Origin of the sequence: Petropleomorpha daqingensis, assembly GCF_013408985.1 — a bacterium.
Lineage (GTDB): Bacteria > Actinomycetota > Actinomycetes > Mycobacteriales > Geodermatophilaceae > Petropleomorpha > Petropleomorpha daqingensis.
In genome coordinates, this window is the sequence record NZ_JACBZT010000001.1 from 2158596 (window position 1) to 2177859 (window position 19264).

Consider the following 19264-nt stretch of genomic DNA (forward strand, 5'->3'; position numbering starts at 1 on the left):
CGGGCGGCGCGCGGCAGGGTTGGCCGGTTGCGGAGGCGACCGGGCTCGGGAACGGGCTCGCCCGTTCACTCATCGCCTCCGAGGAACGCCCGGTACGCGGCCCGCGCCCGGGTGCGCAGCGGCACCAGTTCCGGCCGGTGCAGGTCCGCCCGCAGCGCCTCCTTGGCCTGCCGGCGCCTCTCCGAGGGAAGCCACGCCTCTGAGTCCTCAGGCGGCGCGGGACGGGTGGTGGGATCGGAGAGGGCGCGGAGAAGCTCCTGCTTCGGGACCTGCCCGGACTCGAACGCCAGCAGCGTCGGCCAGTGCGTGGGGCGTAGCCCGATCAGCTCGGCCACGAGCGGTTCGTCCTCGGCCGGGAGGGCGAAGGTGGTGCCGAAGCGGTCGTTGATCCGCTGCACCGCTGCGCGTGGGTCCCTGGTCACCTCGTCGAAGTCGGCCACCACGACCGAGTCGCGGTAGGGCAGGAGGCGTTCGTGGTAGCGGGCGTGCGCCAGGAGCGCGTCGCGAACCGTCACGTGCGGCTCTCGTGCGGCCTGGGAGAGCGCTGTCCCGTCCGGCTCGCGGACCAGGACGAGCGTGGGCAGTGCCCGTCGCGTGGCCGCGATGACCTGCGCCGGCGCGTGCAAGTGGTGGGCCAGGCGGACCGGCCGCGGCTGCGCGAGCTGGAACGCGTAGACCATGTGGGTGCTCGCTGCACGCGTGTAGGCGTCGATGACCAGCTCCGTGTCCACCCCTACGACCTGCGGGCTCGGCCCCGGATAGCGGCGTCGCGCCAGCGGCAGGTAGAGGGCCGGCTGCTCGCTCAACCAGGTGCGCGTCAGGTGGCGAGCCCGACCGAGCGCAGGAGGGGGGTTCACGGGAGCTCCGTCAATCCACGTCGTCGCCTTGGGGCAGCTCGGCCAGCGTGATCGCGCCGTCCTCGACCCAGAACTGGGTGAGGGAGCCGCGCCCCACCGGGATGCGCCACTCCTCGCCCTCGACCCCGGTGAGCCGCGACACCGCCAGACGGATCATCACCGCGTGGCTCACCGCCACGACCGTCTCACCGGCGTGCCGGCCGCCGATCAGCTGCAGCGCTCCCACCATGCGCTCCTGCGCATCCTGGAGCCGCTCGCCCATCGGGCACGCCGCCCGGCTGGGGGATGTGCGGTAGAGGTCGAAGGCGGCGGGGTCGTAGACGGCCGCCTCGCCGGCGGTCATCCCCTCCCAGACGCCGTAGTCCACGTTGTTCAGCCCGTGCAGGATGCGCAGGTCAGGGATCCTCGCCTCGTCGGCGATGATCTGCGCTGTGGCGATCGTTCGTCGCAAGGGCCCGCAGTAGACGGCGCTGAGTCCCACGTCCGACAGCTGCCGGGCTGCGTCGACTGCGTCCTGGTAGCCCTGGGCGTCCAGCGGCACGTCGCGGCGTCCTCGGTACCGGTTCTCGACGTTCATGGTCGTCGTCCCGTGGCGGACGACGAACAGCCGGCACGCGGTGGTCGTCGTCGCGGGCCGCGCTGCGGTCAGCGGTTGCTCGGAGATGGTCACGGCACTCCTCAGTGGCCCGCAGCACGATCCGTCATTGCTCCGCTGCGCTCGGTGAATGGCAATCCATCGAACGGAGTGTCGGGCAGATTAGGCGCAGATCCGCGTCGTGGGAACCCGGTCAGGAGCCTTTTGTGCGTCCGGGAGGGATCATTTCTGGCGACGCGGCGGTCTCGCATCCGGATGGGCGGCGAGCGCTTTCCGCGTGCACCGGGACAATAGGTCGCAGAACCCTGCCTCGCGGCCCCTTCTTGCGGCTATGTTGACGGGCCGCGGTCCCATTCCGGACGGTTGCCCGGGATGCTGAAATCGACAGGGGGCAGCATGTCGACTGAAGCCCTGGGGTCGCTGGCTCTCGCCCTGCTGCTGTTGCTGGCGGGAGCCAACCTGCTCGGTCAGGTCGCGGTGCGCCTCCGCCAGCCGCGGGTCGTGGGGGAGATCCTCGCCGGTGTCCTGCTCGGCCCGTCCCTGCTCGGGTTGCTGGCGCCGGGAGCGGCCGCGGCGATCTTCGGCTCCGGTGGGGAGGACGCCTCCACGGTGGTCCTGGGCTTCCTCTACCAGCTGGGGCTGCTGCTGCTGATGTTCGTCTCGGGCGCCGGGGTGCGCAACGTGCTCACCAGGGAGAACAGGAAGCCGACCGCGTGGATGCTCGGCCTGGGGACGGCGCTGCCGTTCCTCGTGGCCCTGGGCGTCGCGCCGCTGCTGCCGCTCCACCGGTTCATGGGTGAGGCGGGGAACCGACCGGCGGTCGTGCTCGTGTTCGCCATCGCCGCGGCCGTGACATCCATCCCGGTGATCACCAAGATCTTCCACGACCTCGGGATCCTGCACACCCGTTTCGCCGGCCTCATGCTGGGCGTCGCCGTCCTCGAGGACATCGTCCTGTGGGGGTTCCTCGCCGTCGCCACAGCCCTCGCCTCTGCGACCGGTGGTGCGCCCGGAGCCGGACTGGCCGGACGAGTGGCGCTGCACGTCGGGACGAACGTCCTGTACGTGGCGCTGGCCATGACCGTGCTCCCGCTGCTGCTCCGCCGCCTGAGCCGTGCCCGGTGGAACGTCCTGGCCAGCGGGTCCCCGATCGCCTGGCTCATGGTCGTCTTCCTCGGCTACGTCTGCGTGGCCGCCGTCCTGGACGTCACGCTCGCCTTCGCGGCCTTCCTCGCCGGGTTCGGCCTGGTCGGCGGCGTCTCGAACAGCGAGGAGCCGCGCTTCCGGGCCGCGTTCGACGCCCTCAGCCGCGTCTCCTCGGCGGTCTTCATCCCCGTCTACTTCGCGCTCGTCGGCTACCGCCTCGACTTCACGCGGGGGTTCTCGGTGGTCATGCTGGTCGCGTTCCTGGTCGGTTCCACGGCGGTCGTCCTCGTCTCGGTGGGCCTGGCCGCCCATGTGTCGGGCTTCCGGGGTCTGGACATCGTCAACCTCGCCCTGACGCACAACGCCCGAGGCGGCCCGGGCATCGTGCTGGCCAGCGTGGCGCTCGACGCGGGCATCATCAGCCCGCCGTTCTTCACGACGCTCGTCCTGACCGCGGTCCTCACGTCCCAGGCGTGCGGGGCCTGGCTGGACTTCGTGCTGCGGAGGGGATGGCCGCTGCTGGCGAGCGAGGGACCGGTGCAGCGGAGCGGTCAGGCGGCGTCGGGCGTCGCCGCGGCGCAGGTGGAACGGCGATGAGTGCCCGGGCGCGGGCCGCGGAAGAGCGGGACGGGCCGGCTCCGCCACCGCACGGAGGGCAGCTGGTCGATCTGCTGGTGCCGTCGGGACGTGCCGTCGAGCTGCTCCGCGTGGTGGAGGGGCTGCCGTCGTGGGAGCTCACCCGCCGTCAGCGGTGCGATCTGGAACTCCTCGCCACGGGCGCGTTCTCGCCTCTGCGCAGCTTCCTGGACCGGGCCGACAGTGAGTCGGTCTGCGCCTCCATGCGTCTGACCAGCGGCGAGCTGTGGCCTGTCCCCGTCACCCTCGACCTGCCGGGGAACGTGGTGGATGCGGGCAGCGCAGCCGGCGCCGTGGTGCTGCGTGTCAAGGGCTCCCCACTCGCCGTGCTGTGGTTGCGCGAGGCATGGCAGCCCGATCGTGTCGCCGAGGCGAGAGCGGTGTTCGGCACCACCGACCCCGCCCACCCCGGCGTGCACCATCTCCTGCACCAGACCCATCCCTGGTACGTGACCGGCCGGCTGGAGGTGCTACGGCTACCGCACCACCCGGCCTTCGGGGCCCTGCGGCACACCCCTGCCGAGGTCCGATCCCTGCTGAGCGAGCGGGGCTGGCAGCGTGTGGTCGCCTTCCAGACCCGCAATCCCATGCATCGGGCCCACCAGGAGCTGACCATCCGTGCGGCGCGGGATCTGGACGCGGCAGTCCTGCTCCACCCCGTCGTGGGGGTGACCAAGCCCGGCGACGTGGACCGGTACGTGCGCGTGCGGTGCTACCAGGCACTGCTGCCGACCTATCCGCCCGACCGCGTCCTCCTGTCCCTGCTCCCTCTGGCGATGCGCATGGCCGGCCCCCGGGAGGCCCTGTGGCACGCCATCATCCGCAAGAACCACGGCGCGACGCACTTCATCGTCGGTCGCGACCACGCCGGTCCCGGTGTCGACGCCGGCGGCAGGCCCTTCTACGAGCCGTACGCCGCCCAGGAGCTGGTCCGCAGGCACGAGGCGGAGCTGGGGATCGGCGTCGTGCCGTTCCGGCGGATGGTCTACGTGGAGGAGCTCCGGCGGTACATCCCCGAGGACGAGATCGAGCCCGGACAGCACTGTCTGCACATCTCCGGAACCGAGCAACGCCGCCGCCTCTTCGACGGTGCGGAGCTGCCGGATTGGTTCACGCCGCCCGAGGTGGCCGCGGAGCTGCGCCGCACCTGGTCGGCGACCGGCCGGGGGTGATACCGGGCGGACGTCCTGCGCCTCAGCTCAGTCGTGGCTCCCCTCGGCCAGCGCGGCGCGCACCTCCCGGCCCCAGCCGGTGGGTGCCCCTGCGTCATCAGCGACCAGGGACAGGCAATCGCCCCACGCGTTCCACGTCCACACGGTCCAGCTGGCCGCGTGGCGGTCGAGCCAGCTGAGGAGGCGCTCGGAGAAGCCACGGCGCCCCACGGCGTCGGGGCGGCACGTTTCCCCCGCCACCACCGCGCCGTCCGCCCCGATCTCGCCGGCGTACAGCGGAACCCGGTCGGCGAGCCCGGCCAGGACGTCGTCGTAACACCGGACGTCGGCGCAGATGCGGTTGAAGGCGTAGCCGTGGAACGAGGCGACGAGCTGGTCCATCGGATCCCTCGGCCGGTACTCCAGCCACCGGTCGAGCACCTCGGCCCAGTGGATGCCCCCCACGGCCAGGACGTTGGTCGCCCCAGTCGACCGGACGGCGGCGATGAGCTCGTCCATCCCCGCCGCTGTGTAGGGCTGCCCGGTGTTCTGCGACGTGAGCGTGCACCCCCCGTCTCGCCAGCACTCCCACGCGCGCCTGCTGTCGGCCTCGCCGAACGGCCACGGCTCGTTGAACAGGTCGAACACGACTCCGGTGTCCCCGCGGAAGGAGGTCGCGACCTGCCGCCAGAACTCGGGGCTGTGGTCGCGGTCGGGCATCTGCTCCTGCTCGAGCGACCGGCCGTCCGCCGGTGCCGACCGGTGCAGGTCGAGGACGACGACGAACCCGTGCCGGCGGAGCAGCTGCACGTATCCCTCGATGGCGCGCTGGTACGCGGTGCCACCGAACCCGGGGTGTACCCCCAGGCCGAGCCAGCACTGCTCGTTCAGCGGCACACGGACGGTGTTCGCCCCACGCCAGCGGGACATCCGTTCCACGACCGCCTCGGGTACCTCCTCGGGTGCGCCCCCCGGCAGGTCGAAGATGCCCCAGCCCTCGACGCATGCGTACTCGGTGCCCGACGTGTTGAACCCGCGGAGCACGACGGGATGGCCCTCGTCGTCGACGAGCTCCGCGTGGTGGACCGCCAGTCCCGAGATCGGTTCAGCCGCGGACGCAGAGCTCGCCCGGGTGGTCTCCTGCCCGCAGGCGGAAGCGAGAAGCGTGCCCGATGCGAGGAGGATCGTGCCGTAGACGATGCGGAGGCGCGACCACCTCCAGCCGGCCATCGCGTCTCCTCCGCAGGCAGCGAGCGCTGTCGCAGGCTAGACATCGGCGCCAGCTGTCCCAAGAGGCGAACGGCCCTAGTGAGCTCGACGGGGCGCCAGCGTCCGACAGCGGGGCGTGTTCGCCACCCCGACGAGTCTCCATTTTGGATGGATTGTTCGAGCCCCGAAAAGTTCCGTTAATAGAGGTATGGACACGACGCCGGAGCGGAGTCAGGATCCATTCGCTTCGCAGGGACGAGTAGGTGCGGAAGTGGCTCGCTGGAATGGGAGGAGACGCCACCTCCGGGGTGTAGATCGCGCCCATTCAGAAACGCCTGCGAGTTCTGCGCAACGCGCGCCGAAGAATTGGACCGCCCGGGACGTCGAAAATGGCCGCCCCGTGCCGTTGATTGCGAAGGCTGCGATGATGACTGAGTCGGGACTGCGTGTCGGCGTCATAGGCACCGGGTACTGGGGTTCCAAACACGTCCGGGTCGTGAACGGACTCGAGCGTGTGGCGTCGGTGGCGATCATCGACACCCGCGAGGACCGACTGCGTCCTCTGCTCCGGTCGTACCCGTCGGCTCGAGCCTTCACGAGTCTCGAGGCGGCATTGCCTCACCTCGACGCCCTGATCGTGGCGACGCCGCCCTCGACGCACGTCCCGCTGGCTCTGGAGGCCATCCGCGCCGGCAAGCACGTCCTGGTGGAGAAGCCGCTCGCCACCACGACGGCCGGTGCCTGGCAGCTGATCGACGAGGCGGCAGATGCCGGCGTCGTCCTCATGGCCGGACACACCTTCGAGTACAACAGCGCCGTCTGGCGACTCCGGGAGATCGTGGAGAGCGGCGAGCTCGGCGATCTCTTCTACATCGACAGCGGCCGGCTGAACCTGGGCCTGTACCAGAGCGACGTCAACGTGGTCTGGGACCTCGCCCCCCACGACGTCTCGATCATCAACCTCCTGATGGGGCGGCGCCCGACCTCGGTGCAGGCCTGGGGTTCGCGGCATGCCCACCGGCGGTTCGAGGACGTCGCCTACCTGCGTCTGGCGTACGCAGACCTGGGCGTCTCGGCGAACATCCACGTCAGCTGGCTCGACCCGTGCAAGGTGCGGCGGGTGACGGTCGTCGGAAGCAAGAAGATGGCCGTCTACAACGACCTGGCCATGGAAGAGAAGATCCGCATCCATGACAAGGGCGTGTCCTTCCCGGTCGACAAGGAGGACCTGACCCAGCCGCCGACGTCGTACCGCTACGGCGACATCACGGCGCCTTACGTTCCCGCCGGTGAGCCGCTGGCCGTCCAGGACGACCACTTCGTCGAGTCCGTCGTCACGGGAGCGCCGTGCCTCACCGACGGGCTGAGCGGACTTGCGGTCGTCGAAGTCCTGGAGGCCGCTCAGCTCTCCCTCGGAAGCGGTCAGTCCGTGCCGCTCGAGGAGAGGGACGGCTCCCTCAGCCTGGCCTCGGCCTGAGGCGCTGACGATGACCATCGAGGTGGCCAAGGATGCCCGCCTCGGCACCACCGGCCCGGTGACGGACGAGGCGCGACCCGGCTCGGTGCCTCGGCGCCGTGCGTTGTCACGGGCCCTCGACGTCGTCGTCGCGACGGCGGTCCTCGTCGTGCTCAGCCCTCTCCTGGCCGCCGTCGCCCTGATCGTGCGCTGCACGTCACGGGGGCCGGCGCTGTTCCGTCAGGAGCGCCTGGGCCTGAGCCGGCGTCCTTTCGTCATGTACAAGTTCCGCACGATGCGCACCGGGTGCGACGACCGGGCACACCGCGAGTACGTCGCGGCGCTCCTGTCCGAACCCGCTCTGGCCGGGCACGCCGGAGGCGTGTACAAGCTGGCCGACGACCCCCGGGTGACCCGACTGGGTCGCTGGCTCCGCGAGACCAGCATCGACGAACTGCCGCAGCTGATCAACGTCCTCAAGGGCGAGATGGCGCTCGTCGGTCCGCGGCCCGTCCTCCCCTGGGAGGCGGAACTCTTCGGCCCTGAGCACGACGCACGCTTCGACGTCCCGCCCGGGATCACGGGTCTGTGGCAGTGCAGCGGCCGCAACACGTTGACCATGAGCCAGGCCCTCGACCTCGACGTCGAATACGTGCGGCGGCGGAGCCTCCATCTGGACCTCGCCATCCTGCTGCGCACCGTCCCCTGCGTGCTGGGGAGAGTGGGCGTGCGGTGACCGCGAGATCGGACGGGGCGGTCACCGCGGCCGGGATGGTCGACGGGGAGCACCCTGCGGTCTCGGCCGCGTCGGATTCGCTGCGGATCGCAGCCTGGACCTTGGTGAGCCGGCTCACCGGGGTCCTCCGCATCGCCGCCATCGGGGCCGTCCTCGGACCGACCCTGCTGGGCAACGCCTTCCAGTTCACGAATTCCCTGCCCAACCTCGTCTACTACGGCTTCCTGGCCGGCTCCCTGTTCTCCTCGCTCCTGGTCCCGACCCTGGTTCGCACGCTGGATGCGGGGGACCGCCTCGGTTCGGAGCGGATCGCGGGCGGCTTCCTCGGCGTGGCGCTCGGTGCCCTGACGCTGGCTGCCGGCGCAGCCATGGTGCTGGGCCCGCTCGCTCTCCGGGCCGGGGCGGTGGGCACCCAGGACGCGGCTGCCCAGGCCGCCCAGGGGCGCGCGGCCCAGCTGCTCGTGCTCCTGCTCGCCCCTCAAGTGCTTCTCTACGCCGTCGTCGGCACCTCGGCTGCGGTCATGAACGCCCGCCGTCGGTTCGCGCTGGCAGCGGCGGCTCCTGCGCTGGAGAACCTCGGGGTCCTCGTCGTCCTCGGCGTGGCGGCGGCCCGCTACGGGACGTCGGCGGATGCGGCCGGTGCCCCGGTCGGCGAGCTGGTCCTCCTGGGCGCAGGGTCTACAGCCGCCGTCGCCGTGCACGCCGCGGTTCAGTGGTACGGGGCTCGCCGCGCGGGCGTCACCCTGCTGCCCCGGGCCGGCTGGCGTGATCCCGACGTGCGGGCGCTGGTGCGCCGGGCCCTGCCCGCCCTCGCCCTCGCCGGCACCACGGCCTTGCAACCGCTCGTGCTGCTCGTCCTGGCCAACCGCGTGGCCGGCGGGGTCGTCGCCGTCCAGATGGGGTTGACCTTCTACACCCTGGTGGTCGCGCTGGGCATCACGCCTGTTGCGCTCTCGGTGCTGCCGAGGCTGTCGCGGATGCACGTCCACGGTGACCGGGAGGGGTTCGGCGAGACCCTGGCCAACGGCCTTGCGCTCGTCCTGTTCGTCACCGTGCCCGCCGCGGTCGGCTACGTGCTCGTCGCCCGGCCCCTCGGCGAGGTGATCGCCGTGGGGCGGATGAGCTCGCACTCCGGCGCGTTGCTGATCGCCGTCACGATCGCCACGCTGGCACCGGGCCTCGTCGGGGACGGGGTGTTCAAGGTGCTGACCTACGCCTGCTACGCCCGGCAGGACATGCGGACCCCGGTCCGGGCCATGGGCGGCCAGGCCGTCGTGTTCCTCGTCCTGGCGGGTTGCTCGCTGCTGGTGCCCGTCGCGGCGGTGCCGCTGGTGCTCGGGATCGCCTGGTCGCTGGCGAACACGGTGGGCGCGTGGCGGTTGGCCGTGACGCAGGCTTCGGGGCTCCGCTCGCTGGAGAGACGGCTGGGGCCGGGTGTGGTCCGGGTGGTCGCAGGGGCCGCTCTGATGGCGGTCCCGGTGGCGCCCGTCGTCGTCCTCGTCCCGCGGGTGCTCGAGGGCCGGGCCGGCTGGCTGGTCGCCGGAGGGGCGGCCGTGGTGCTCGGTACCGCTGTATTCCTCCTCGTCCAGGCGTGGCTGCGCGCGCCGGAGCTGTCCTGGCTGACCCGCGGCCTGATCCGGCCCCGGCAGGCCCCGGCGAGGGGGGTGGAGGCGTGAGCACTCTGACCGTTCCCGCCCCCGCTTTCGGCATCCGGCCGCGGCGTCGGCGGTGGACGGGCCTCGAGCCGCTCGTCCTCGGCGGGGCCGTCCTCGCCGGAGGTCTGGCGGCCTACCGCCCGCTCCTGGCGGTCGCGGCGTGCGGGGCGCTGCTCCTGGCCGGGCTCGTGTGGCGCCGCCCGGCGGTCGCCGGTTACCTCCTCGTCGGCATCACCCCACTGGTCGCCGGCATCGACCGCGGGGTGGCCATCCCCTTCTTCCGGCCCAACGAGGCCCTCGAACTGCTGCTCGGAGCCACCCTGGCCCTGCGCTGGCTGTGCGGTCTGCGCCGGGGAGCGGTCAGGTTCCGGGGGCCCGGGCGGCTCGAGGTCGCCATCGTGGCGATGGCGGTCGCCAACTCCGTCGTCCTCCTGCTGGCCATGTCCGTGCGGGGCCAGGAGATCACCGCCGACGACCTGCTCTACAGCCTCGTGCTCTGGAAGCTGCTCGCGCTGTACCTCATCGTCCGGGCCGCGGTCCGCACTGTCCCGGAGGTGCGCATCTGCCTGCTGGTGTCGGTCGCTGCGGCGTGCGTCGTGGCGGTCATCGGCATCCTGCAGGGCCTCGGGGTGCTGGGCGTCCGCACATTCCTCACGCACTACTACTCCCAGTTCGGCGCGGTCACCCAGCTGACGTCGGTCCGTGGCTCGTCCACCCTGGGCCTGCCTGCGGCGACCGCCGACCTGATGATCCTCAACCTCGCGCTCCTCACCGCGCTGTGGCTGCGTGAGCGACGCCGCACCGCGCTGTTCTGCGCGGGCGTCGCCGTCCTGGTCTTGGGTTGCCTGGCCGCCGGGGAGTTCTCCAGCATGCTGGGCCTGGTCGTCGGGATGGGAGCGCTGGCGCTGGTCACCGGCTCGGCAGCGGTGCTGGGTTTCCTGGGGGTGCTCCTGGTCGCCGGCGCGGTCGTCGTCTGGCCCGTCATCTCCGTCCGGCTGGCGGGCTTCGGCCACGCCTCCGGCCTGCCACCGAGCTGGCTGGGCCGGCTGCACAACCTCACCACCTACTTCTGGCCGGAGCTGACTTCCCACTGGAACGTGCTGCTCGGGGTGCGCCCGGCAGCGCGGGTGCCGGTGCCCACGCAGCTGACCGGCTACGTCTGGATCGAGAGCGGTTACCTCTGGCTGCTCTGGGGAGGCGGTCTGCCGCTGCTCGGGGCATTCCTCTTCTTCGTCCGGGTCGGCGCGTCTCGCGGCTGGCGCCTCGCCCGCACGCGCAGCGATGCCATGGGCGCGGCAGGGGTGGCGGTCTTCGTGGGCCTCGTGGTCATGGCGGTACTCATGGTCTTCGATCCGCACCTCACCTATCGCGGCTCCGCCGACGCGCTGTTCGCGCTCCTCGCGCTCACGGCGTGCGCCGACCGCGGCCGACCGTCGGCCATCCCGGGCAGATCGCCCGCGGCCGTGGTGGCCCCAGCTGCCGGAGGACGACTCCGAGCGGAAGAGACGAGGAGTTGACCGTGCACTTGGACAAGACGCCGGCGACGCGCGGTCTGCCCCGCGAGCGGCCGGTGCTGCTGGCATACCTCCGGTGGATCCTGCTCGTCACCCTCGTGGCGGTGGCCAGCGCCTGCGCGCTGTCCTGGGCCCTGCACCACCCGTCCTTCGAGTCGGAGATACGCGTCCTGGTCGAGCCGGCGGAGCCCCGAGTCGGAGCAGCCGTGGCGCCGGACATGGAGACCGAGCGGCAGGTCGCGATCTCGGGGGTGGTGACCGCGGCGGCGGCGCAACAGGTGGGCGTGTCCGCCACGTACCTCCAGGAGCACGCGTCGGTCACCGTGCCCGCGGCGAGCACGGTGCTGGTGATCCAGTTCGACGACACCTCGGCGGCGTCCGCGCAGCGGTACGCCCAAGCCATCGCCGACGCCTACGTCGACTACCGCAAGGGGCAGGCGGCGACCCTCAGCGCAGCCTCCATGCCGACCGCCGCGACGACGCCGAACTATCCGGTGAACGGCGCCGCCGGTCTCGCGCTGGGGCTGATCGTCGGTGTGGGGAGCGCACTGCTCCGCGACCGGTCGGACGACCGTCTGCGAGGTCCGCGGGACTTCGTGGAGCGGACGGAGCTCCCGATCCTGGCCACCGTGCCGGTGCGCCGGCGCCGCTGGCGCCGGGCCTCGTTGCTGCCCGTCCTGCGCGATCCGAGCTCGACAGCGGGGGAGGCCTACCGGCAGGTGAGCGGAAAGGTCGAGCGGGCCGCGCGGCAGCGCCGCAAGCTGACGACGGTGACGCTCTTCACGAGTCCGTCCGCTTCGGACGGCGTCGCGCACGTCGCCGCGAACACCGCCATCGCGCTGGCCCAGTCCGGTCACCGGGTGGTGCTGGTCGAGTGCGACGTGCGGGTGCCCCGCCTCGCCGGGTTGTTCGACATCCCTTCCGGACCGGGGGTGGCCCGGGCGCTGGTCGGCCGGGTGCCGCTGAACCAGGCGCTGCAGGCGAGCGAGGTGGAGAACCTCTCCCTGCTGCCCGCCGGCAGCCCCGGTCCGCTCGGTCCGGGGGAGCTGTTCACCTTCGGCGCCGTGGGCCGGCTGCTCAGCGCGATCCCCGCGGACATCGACCACGTCGTCGTCCTGACACCACCGGTCCTGGACGCCGCGGAGACGGCCGTCGTCGCCGAGCACGCCCACCTGCTCGTGCTGGTGGCGGTGATCGGCGCGACCACCCGCCGCGACCTCGAAGGGGCCGCCGCCGAGCTCTCCGGAGGCCCCAGCTCGCTCTTCGGCGGTGTGCTGCTGAAGGCCGGGCGCGGCGGACGGGCTGCGCGGCGCAGCCAACCCCTGCCTGCTGAGTGGGACGACGACATGGGGCCGACTGCCCCTGAGGACGACGGCGTCGCCGAGGAGACGCCGGGCACCACAGCGATCGATCGGCGAGGGAGAGCCTGATGACGGACGTGGACATCGCGGTGCTGGGAGCCGGCCCGTACGGGCTGGCGACGACGGCGCACCTGCGGCGCGCGGGGGCGGACGTGCGGGTCATCGGTGATCCGATGTCGTTCTGGCGCACGATGCCGGAGGGCATGGTGCTGCGTTCGAACTGGACCGCGACCTGCATCGGGGAGTACGAGGGGCCGCTGTCCCTGGACTCCTACATGGCAGCCACCGGCGCCCGGTTCGGCCGTCCCATCCCGTTGGACCGCTTCATCGACTACGGCGGCTGGGTGCAGCAGCAGGTGGCGCCGGACGTCGACGTCCGGCAGGTCGAGCTGGTGCAGCAGGGCACGGGCGGATTCCGCCTCGCGTTCGCGGACGGCGGCCGGCTGCACGCCCGGCGGGTCGTCGTGGCCGCCGGCATCGCCCCCTTCGCACACCGCCCGGCGTGGGCCGCCGGCCTGCCTGCCGAGTTGGTCTCGCACACGTCCGACCACCGCGACCTGTCCTGGTTCCGCGGCCGCCGCGTGCTCGTCGTGGGCGGCGGCCAGAGTGCCCTGGAGTCGGCGGCGCTGCTGCACGAGAACGGCGCCGAGGTCGAGGTCGCCGCCCGCAAGGACCACCTCACCTGGCTGCACGGCGGGAAGTACCACCGGATGCTGGGTCGCTGGGCCCCGCTGGTGTACGCCCCGACCGACGTCGGCCCGATGGGCCTGTCCCGGCTGGTGGCGCTGCCCGACCTCTTCCGTCGCCTGCCGCGCCCGGTGCAGGAGCCGCTCGCCCACCGGGCGATCCGACCGGCCGGGGCCGCCTGGCTTCAGCCGCGCCTGGTGGACGTGCCCATCCGGCTGGACAGCACGGTGCGGGAGCTCGAGCCCGTGGGGAACCGGGTGCGGGTCCGGTGGTCCACCGGGGTGGGGCCGACCGTGGACCACGTCGTCCTCGGTACCGGCTACCGGGTCGACGTCGCGCGCTACCCCTTCCTCGCGCCGCCGCTGGTCGATGCCCTGCAGCGGGTCGGCGGGTACCCGGTGCTCGGGCCCGGCATGGAGACCTCCGTGCCCGGCCTGCACATCGTCGGCGCCCCGGCCGCGTGGAGCTTCGGCCCGATCATGCGGTTCGTCTCCGGCGGCTGGTACACCGGGCAGGCCGTGGCCCGCCGCCTCACGCAGACGGACCACCGGGGAAGCCGCCGGACGACCGAGGACCCCGTGGAGAGGCAGGCCGCGTGACGGTGGTCCGCCCGCTGCCCGCTCCCGACGCCGCAGGGGCGCCTGCTGTGCCCGGTCGCGGCGTCGGGGCCGTCGTGCTGGGCGGTGACTACCAAGGGCTCGGCATCGTCCGGAGCCTCGGCCGGCGCGGGGTGCCGGTGTGCGTGGTGGACGACGAGCGGTCGATCGCCGCGGCGTCGCGGTTCACCACCCACCGGCTGCACGTGCCGGAGCTGCGCAGCGCGGAATCCACGCTCGCCGCGCTGGAGGAGGCGCGACGGCGCTTCGGGTTGGAGGGGTGGGTTCTCTTCCCCACGCGCGACGAGACGGTGGCGGTCCTGGCCGCGCACCGGGAGGAGCTGGCCGCGCACTTCCGGGTACCGACGCCCTCCTGGCAGTGCATCGAGCAGGCCTGGGACAAGCGCCGTACCTACCGGACGGCGGAAGCCCTCGGCGTGCCCGCGCCGCGCACCTGGTACCCGGTCACGGAGGACGACCTGCGCGAGGTGGACACGGCAGTGCCGCTCGTGGTCAAACCGGCCATCAAGGAGCACTTCTTCTACGCCACCGGCGTCAAGGGCTGGTGCGTCGGCACTCGGGAGGAACTCGTCGACGCATTCCGCCGGGGGCGCGCGGTCGTGGGTACCGAGGGCGAGCTGCTCGTCCAGGAGATGATCCCGGGCGGGGGTGCCGAGCAGCGCTCGTTCTGCGCCTTCTTCAAGGAGGGCGTCCCCGTGGCGAGCATGACGGTCCTCCGCCGGCGCCAGCACCCCAGCGACCTCGGGCGCTCCAGCACCTACGTCGAGACCGTCGACGCCCCGGAGCTGGTCGAGCCCTCGGTCCGGTTCCTCTCCGCGGTGGGCTACTACGGCCTGGTCGAGCTCGAGTACAAGGTCGACCCGCGTGACGGGGTGGCAAAGCTGCTCGACGTGAACGCCCGCACCTGGGGGTACCACACAGTGGGACCCGCGGCCGGAGCCGATTTCGCCGCCCTGCTCTTCGCCGACCAGGTGGGGGAGGAGGTCGTTCCCGTCCAGGCCCGCGCCGGGGTGCGCTGGGTGCGCCTGGCCACCGATGTGCCCAACGCGGTGCGCGACGTGCGCCGTGGCCGGCTGAAGCTGGGCGAGTACCTCTCCTCGCTGCGCGGGGTCGACACCGAGGCCGTGTTCTCGGTGCGCGACCCGCTGCCGGGGCTCTACGAGCTGGCGCTGCTGCCCTATCTGGCGCTGAAGCGCGGACTCTGACCCGACGGAGGGATCCGGCTGTGTTCCAGGCCTCGCACCCCTGGGGGTTTCTCGACTACTTCCGGGTGCCGTACGAGGTGACCGGGCCCCAGGAGGGCGACGGACCGCGATTCCTGAGCCGGGTCCGGGGGATCGCCGGCACGTCGCTGCTCTGGCCGCGCGCGGAGCTCGCGTCACCCGGCATCGCTGCCCGGTACCGCCTGGGCGGTTCCTGGCTGGTCGGTTCCGTCGTCGCCGATGCCGATGCCGCCCGCTTCCTGCCCAGGGTCGGGCACGGGTGGCGACCGGTCCGGTCCGTGAGACGGGAGGACGGCGCCGTCGTCGCGTCCGTCTGGCGGGATCTCACCGGCAACGTGTACGTGCCGTTCGACCTGGCCGAGGTCATGGAGACGCTCTGGTCCGAGCGCTATCGGCAGGTGCAGAGCTCTCGCGCGTCCGCCCTGGCGCGGCGCGCGCTCCTCCGCGGCTACTACGCGGTCAAACCGGCCGTGCCCAGGAGCACCCAGCTGGCACTGCGTCGGCGCCTCAGCCGGGTGCAGGGCCGGTCGGCCTTCCCGCGGTGGCCGGTCGAGGACAGCCTGCACGACCTGTACGCGTGGATGTTCTCGGTGCTGACCCAGATCGCGGGAGGTCCCGTCCCGTGGCTGGACGTGTGGCCTGCCGGTCGTTCGTGGGCGATGGTGCTGACCCACGACGTCGAGACGGAGATCGGCTACCGGAACCTGCACCTGCTGCGCGATCCGGAGCGAGCCGGAGGCTACCGCTCGTCGTGGAACTTCGTGCCGGACCGCTACCCCGAGCGCTACGAGGTGGGGACGACGGTTCTCCACGAGCTGCGGGACCAGGGCTGCGAGATCGGCGTCCACGGGCTGCGCCACGACGGGCGCGACCTCGGCTCCCGGCGCCTGCTCGAGCAGCGGCTCCCTGAGATCCGGGCACACGCCGAGCGGTGGGGCGCCGTCGGCTTCCGCTCTCCGGCCACGCAGCGGGTCTGGGAGTGGATGCCCGAGATGGGGTTCGCGTACGACTCCTCCTACACCGACACCGACCCGTACGAGCCGCAAGCCGGCGGGTGCTGCACCTACCTGCCCTTCCTGAACCGGGGGCAGGTGGAACTGCCGATCACGCTGCCGCAGGACCACACTCTCTTCACCGTCCTCGGGCACACCGACGGGGGCCTGTGGATCGACAAGGCACGGCACCTGAGGGAGCGATGCGGCATGGTGCTGGTCCTGACGCATCCGGACTACGCCGTCGATCCGCGCGTGACGGGCGCGTACCGCGCTCTGCTGGAGGAGTTCCGGGATGACGACACCGCCTGGCGGGCGCTGCCCGCGGAGGTCGACGACTGGTGGCGGCGCCGGGTGTCGTCCAGCGTGCGGGCGACCGCGGACGGGTGGCGCATCGACGGGCCGGCGGCTGCGGACGGCGCCGTCCGTCTCAGCCCGCCGGTCGGTCACATCGCGGAGACGGAGGTCGTCTCGTGAGGCGGGGTCCGCGGCGCAGGGCCGGCCGCGGGGGCCCGCCGCACGTGCTGGTCGTCGTGGAGAACGTCGCACTGGGCATCGACATCCGCGTGCGCAAGCAGGTCCGCGACCTGCTCGCCTCCTGTTACCGGGTGTCGGTGATCACCCGGGCCGCGCCGGAGAACGAGGAGTACCGCCGGTTGCCGGGGCTGACCGTGCTGGAGTACCCGTCCCCGCCGGAACCGGGCGGCCTCCTGGGCTACCTGGGCGAGTACGCGGTGTCCTTCGCCTGGGCGGCCGTCCGGTCGGTCGCGGCGCGCCTACAGGGGCGGATCGACGTCCTGCAGTTGTGCCAGCCGCCGGACCTCTACTTCCCGCTGGCCTGGCTGCACAAGGCACTGGGCGCAGCCGTCGTGGTCGACCAGCGCGATCTCCTGCCAGAGCTGTTCGCCGAGCGCCAGCAACGGCAGGTGGGTGCCGTCGTCGCGGCGCTCCGGTGGTGCGAACGACGGTCGCAGCGGGTCGCCGACGAGACGATCTGCGTGAACGAGTACCTCGAGCAACGACTGGTGGCGGCCGGCGCGCGGCGCGTGACGATCGTCCGGAACGGACCGGTGCTCGAGCGCGTGGGGCGCGCCGTCCCGGACCGGTCGCTGCGCGGCCAGCACACGTTCCTGTGCTGCTGGGCCGGGAAGATGGGCCGGCAGGACCGGGTGGACCTGGTGCTGCGGACCATCGCGCACGTGGTGCACGACCTCGGGGTCAAGGACGTCCGCTTCGTGCTGCTCGGCGACGGCGAGTGCCTCGAGGAGAGCCGCGCGCTCGCGGCAGAACTGGGCCTCGACCATTGGGTCTCGCTGCCGGGGTGGGTGGGGGAGAACGAGGTCTTCGCCCACCTCGCCACCGCCGACGTGGGTGCCGATGCCTCGCTGCAGGAGGAGGTCTCGCCGGTCAAGGCCCTGGAGTACATGGCCTTCGGCGTGCCCTTCGTCGCCTTCGACCTGCGGGAGACCAGAGCGATCGGTGCCGGGGCGAGCGTGCTGGTCGAAGCCGGCGACACAGCGGCGCTGGCACGAGAGTTGGTGGCTCTGCTCGAGGACCCCGAGCGCCGCAGCGCGCTGGGCCGCGTCGGACAGGAGCGCGTTCGCGCCGATCTCGCGTGGGAGCACCAGGCGACGAGATACCTCGCGGTGATCGACCGGCTCGCCGGTCGGACCGCCGACCGGCAGGAGGTGCCGGCGTGAGGACACGAACCTCCGATCCACCCGGCCACGACGCGCTCCTCCGGGGTCTGATCACCGGATCGGTGGCCGTGGTCATCGCCGGCTGCGCGGCGCAGCTGGTCGACTACGGGCTCGGTCTGGGTCTCGATGCTCTCGACTCGTCGCAGGACGGCGGCATCTTCGGGGCGGTCGGGGACGTGGCCGCCGCCTCCGCCGCAGGCGCCGCGTGGCTCCTGCTGGTGCGACGGCGACCGGTCCTCCCAGCCGCCGTCGTGCTCCCGCCGCTGCTCACCTTCCTGGCGCTCGACAAGGTGGTCCGGCTGCACGACCAGGTGCCGCACTACCTGTTGCTCTACGCACCGGTGCTCGCCGGCGCCGCCGTCTGCCTGATCGGTCTGATCCGCCGCATGCCGCGCGAGAGCGCCAGGACGGCGGCGGTCGGGCTCGGGTTGCTGGTGTTCTCCTTCGGTCTGCACGTGGTCGGCGAACGGCTGCTGCTTGATCTCGGGCTGGCCGACTCCGGGTGGGCGCGGCAGCTGAAGGCCGTGGTGAAGCACGGGGCGGAGGTGCAGGGCTGGTGGCTGCTGGCCATCGGCCTCGCCCGTCCGGTGCTCGGACGGCGAGGATCGCGGGCCGAGGTCTGAGCGGTGCTGGCACCACGACCGGTCCGCCGGCGGACCGTCCTCCTGGTGGTCGCGCTGGTGGTGGCGGTGCTCCTCGGGACGCTCGGCGTCGCGGCCGCTCAGGGATGGCCGCCGTTCGAGGGCGAGGACTCGGGGCCACCGCTGGCCGGTGGCTACTTCTCGCTCAGCCCGGTCGGGTCCTACGCGTCGCTACCCGATGACAAGGGGGCCGCGGCGGAGGTGCACCGGTCGACCTGGGAGCCGCGGAGGGACAACGAGACCTACAACGGCACGGTGCCCGAAGGGCTCCGCCTCGTGCCCAGGGACCCCTCCACGCGGGCCTACGACCCCCGGTGGAACACGCACGTGCTGCGCCGCGTCACGGGCGACTTCACCGGGACGACCGACGAGATCTTCCAGTGGGCCGCGGCCAAGTGGGGAGTGCCGGACGACCTGCTGCGCGCCATGGCCTACCGGGAGTCGGAGTGGCGGCAGGGCAATTTCGGCGACGAGGTGGACGACGCCGCCGCGTGCGCGGAGGTGCACTCGACACCGCCCTGCGCCGTCACTTTCGGCATCGTCGGAGTGCGCTCGACGTCCTGGCCCGGCATCTTCCCCTGGAACCGCGACTCCACCGCTGCGGCGGTCGACGTGCTGGGAGGGTGGCTGCGCGGCTGCTACGAGGGCTGGGTGTGGTGGCTGCGGGACCACGGTCACGCGGGGCGGGGCGTGTACCGCGCCGGCGATCTGTGGGGTTGCGTGGGCGCATGGTTCTCCGGCGACTGGCACGACGGCGCCGTCGGTGTGCCCTCGGGGGAGAACTACATCCACCGCGTCAAGGACGCCTACCGGCAGCGTCCGTGGCTGGCGCGGCTGTTCTGATCGATGTGGGACGCTCGCGGCCGCACCACGGTCGGGCGTCGCGTGTGAGGATCTCCAGGAGTGCCGAACGCTCTGAAACCGGGAGCGAGCGATGGCCGTTCACTCGAGAAGCGCCCTCCCCGGCGCCCAGGCGCCGGCCGCCGACGCGGGTTCTCGGATCCCGCGTGCCGCCGCCCCGGCGGGTTCTCGCCGGCGCGCTCGTCGGAAGCGGAGGGTCGCCGACACCGAGATGCCGGCATCCCGGC

General features: G+C 72.4%; 16 protein-coding genes. 13 read left to right on the plus strand and 3 right to left on the minus strand.

Going from position 1 to position 19264, the window contains the following annotated elements; genetic code table 11:
* Positions 1 to 65 precede the first annotated feature (65 nt).
* Both GGQ55_RS10660 and GGQ55_RS10665 read right to left on the minus strand, forming a co-directional pair.
* Positions 66 to 857, minus strand: a complete 792-nt coding sequence (locus GGQ55_RS10660; RefSeq protein ID WP_179716525.1) for a hypothetical protein — start codon at positions 855 to 857, stop codon at positions 66 to 68.
* Positions 858 to 867: 10 nt separating this feature from the next.
* Positions 868 to 1527: a histidine phosphatase family protein gene (locus tag GGQ55_RS10665; protein WP_179716527.1), complete on the minus strand. Its 660-nt coding sequence runs from the start codon at positions 1525 to 1527 to the stop codon at positions 868 to 870.
* Between the two features lie 321 nt (positions 1528 to 1848).
* Between GGQ55_RS10665 and GGQ55_RS10670 the strand changes: the two genes are divergently transcribed.
* Together GGQ55_RS10670 and sat are read left to right on the plus strand one after the other, a co-directional pair.
* Positions 1849 to 3195: a cation:proton antiporter gene (locus GGQ55_RS10670; RefSeq protein WP_179716529.1), complete on the plus strand. Its 1347-nt coding sequence runs from the start codon at positions 1849 to 1851 to the stop codon at positions 3193 to 3195.
* Positions 3192 to 4406: a sulfate adenylyltransferase gene (sat, locus tag GGQ55_RS10675; protein WP_179716531.1), complete on the plus strand. Its 1215-nt coding sequence runs from the start codon at positions 3192 to 3194 to the stop codon at positions 4404 to 4406. The genes GGQ55_RS10670 and sat overlap by 4 nt, the downstream gene beginning before the upstream one ends.
* Positions 4407 to 4433: 27 nt before the next feature.
* Here the strand turns inward: sat and GGQ55_RS10680 are convergent, their stop codons facing one another.
* Positions 4434 to 5615, minus strand: a complete 1182-nt coding sequence (locus GGQ55_RS10680; protein ID WP_179716533.1) for a glycoside hydrolase family 5 protein — start codon at positions 5613 to 5615, stop codon at positions 4434 to 4436.
* 406 nt (positions 5616 to 6021) lie between these two features.
* Between GGQ55_RS10680 and GGQ55_RS10685 the strand changes: the two genes are divergently transcribed.
* From GGQ55_RS10685 to GGQ55_RS10735, 11 genes are all read left to right on the plus strand, one after another.
* Positions 6022 to 7071, plus strand: a complete 1050-nt coding sequence (locus tag GGQ55_RS10685; RefSeq protein ID WP_246324350.1) for a Gfo/Idh/MocA family protein — start codon at positions 6022 to 6024, stop codon at positions 7069 to 7071.
* Between the two features lie 10 nt (positions 7072 to 7081).
* Positions 7082 to 7786: a sugar transferase gene (locus GGQ55_RS10690; RefSeq protein ID WP_179716535.1), complete on the plus strand. Its 705-nt coding sequence runs from the start codon at positions 7082 to 7084 to the stop codon at positions 7784 to 7786.
* 104 nt (positions 7787 to 7890) lie between these two features.
* Positions 7891 to 9462: a murein biosynthesis integral membrane protein MurJ gene (gene murJ, locus GGQ55_RS10695; protein WP_179716536.1), complete on the plus strand. Its 1572-nt coding sequence runs from the start codon at positions 7891 to 7893 to the stop codon at positions 9460 to 9462.
* Positions 9459 to 10958, plus strand: a complete 1500-nt coding sequence (locus GGQ55_RS10700) for a hypothetical protein (protein WP_179716538.1) — start codon at positions 9459 to 9461, stop codon at positions 10956 to 10958. Before murJ ends, GGQ55_RS10700 begins: the two co-directional genes overlap by 4 nt.
* A 2-nt stretch (positions 10959 to 10960) precedes the next feature.
* Positions 10961 to 12385: a tyrosine-protein kinase domain-containing protein gene (locus tag GGQ55_RS10705; protein WP_179716540.1), complete on the plus strand. Its 1425-nt coding sequence runs from the start codon at positions 10961 to 10963 to the stop codon at positions 12383 to 12385.
* The gene (locus GGQ55_RS10710; RefSeq protein ID WP_179716542.1) at positions 12385 to 13602 is read left to right on the plus strand and encodes an NAD(P)-binding domain-containing protein; all 1218 of its coding nucleotides are present in this window, start codon (positions 12385 to 12387) and stop codon (positions 13600 to 13602) included. Before GGQ55_RS10705 ends, GGQ55_RS10710 begins: the two co-directional genes overlap by 1 nt.
* The gene (locus GGQ55_RS10715) at positions 13599 to 14825 is read left to right on the plus strand and encodes a carboxylate--amine ligase (RefSeq protein ID WP_218859245.1); all 1227 of its coding nucleotides are present in this window, start codon (positions 13599 to 13601) and stop codon (positions 14823 to 14825) included. Before GGQ55_RS10710 ends, GGQ55_RS10715 begins: the two co-directional genes overlap by 4 nt.
* 20 nt (positions 14826 to 14845) lie before the next feature.
* Complete coding sequence (locus tag GGQ55_RS10720; protein ID WP_179716544.1) at positions 14846 to 16312, plus strand: polysaccharide deacetylase family protein; 1467 nt, start codon at positions 14846 to 14848, stop codon at positions 16310 to 16312.
* Positions 16309 to 17535 (plus strand): glycosyltransferase family 4 protein, encoded by a 1227-nt coding sequence (locus GGQ55_RS10725; RefSeq protein ID WP_179716546.1) that lies wholly within the window; start codon positions 16309 to 16311, stop codon positions 17533 to 17535. The genes GGQ55_RS10720 and GGQ55_RS10725 overlap by 4 nt, the downstream gene beginning before the upstream one ends.
* The gene (locus GGQ55_RS10730; protein WP_179716548.1) at positions 17532 to 18158 is read left to right on the plus strand and encodes a hypothetical protein; all 627 of its coding nucleotides are present in this window, start codon (positions 17532 to 17534) and stop codon (positions 18156 to 18158) included. The genes GGQ55_RS10725 and GGQ55_RS10730 overlap by 4 nt, the downstream gene beginning before the upstream one ends.
* Before the next feature lie 3 nt (positions 18159 to 18161).
* Positions 18162 to 19019: a hypothetical protein gene (locus GGQ55_RS10735; RefSeq protein ID WP_179716550.1), complete on the plus strand. Its 858-nt coding sequence runs from the start codon at positions 18162 to 18164 to the stop codon at positions 19017 to 19019.
* Positions 19020 to 19264 lie beyond the last annotated feature (245 nt).

What these genes read in the sequence shown, in the direction of transcription:
- GGQ55_RS10670 (WP_179716529.1), top strand. Translation starts at nt 1,849, where the DNA reads ATGTCGACTGAAGCCCTGGGGTCGCTGGCTCTCGCCCTGCTGCTGTTG.
- sat (WP_179716531.1), top strand. Translation starts at nt 3,192, where the DNA reads ATGAGTGCCCGGGCGCGGGCCGCGGAAGAGCGGGACGGGCCGGCTCCG.
- GGQ55_RS10680 (WP_179716533.1), bottom strand. Translation starts at nt 5,615, where the DNA reads ATGGCCGGCTGGAGGTGGTCGCGCCTCCGCATCGTCTACGGCACGATC.
- GGQ55_RS10685 (WP_246324350.1), top strand. Translation starts at nt 6,022, where the DNA reads ATGACTGAGTCGGGACTGCGTGTCGGCGTCATAGGCACCGGGTACTGG.
- GGQ55_RS10690 (WP_179716535.1), top strand. Translation starts at nt 7,082, where the DNA reads ATGACCATCGAGGTGGCCAAGGATGCCCGCCTCGGCACCACCGGCCCG.
- GGQ55_RS10710 (WP_179716542.1), top strand. Translation starts at nt 12,385, where the DNA reads ATGACGGACGTGGACATCGCGGTGCTGGGAGCCGGCCCGTACGGGCTG.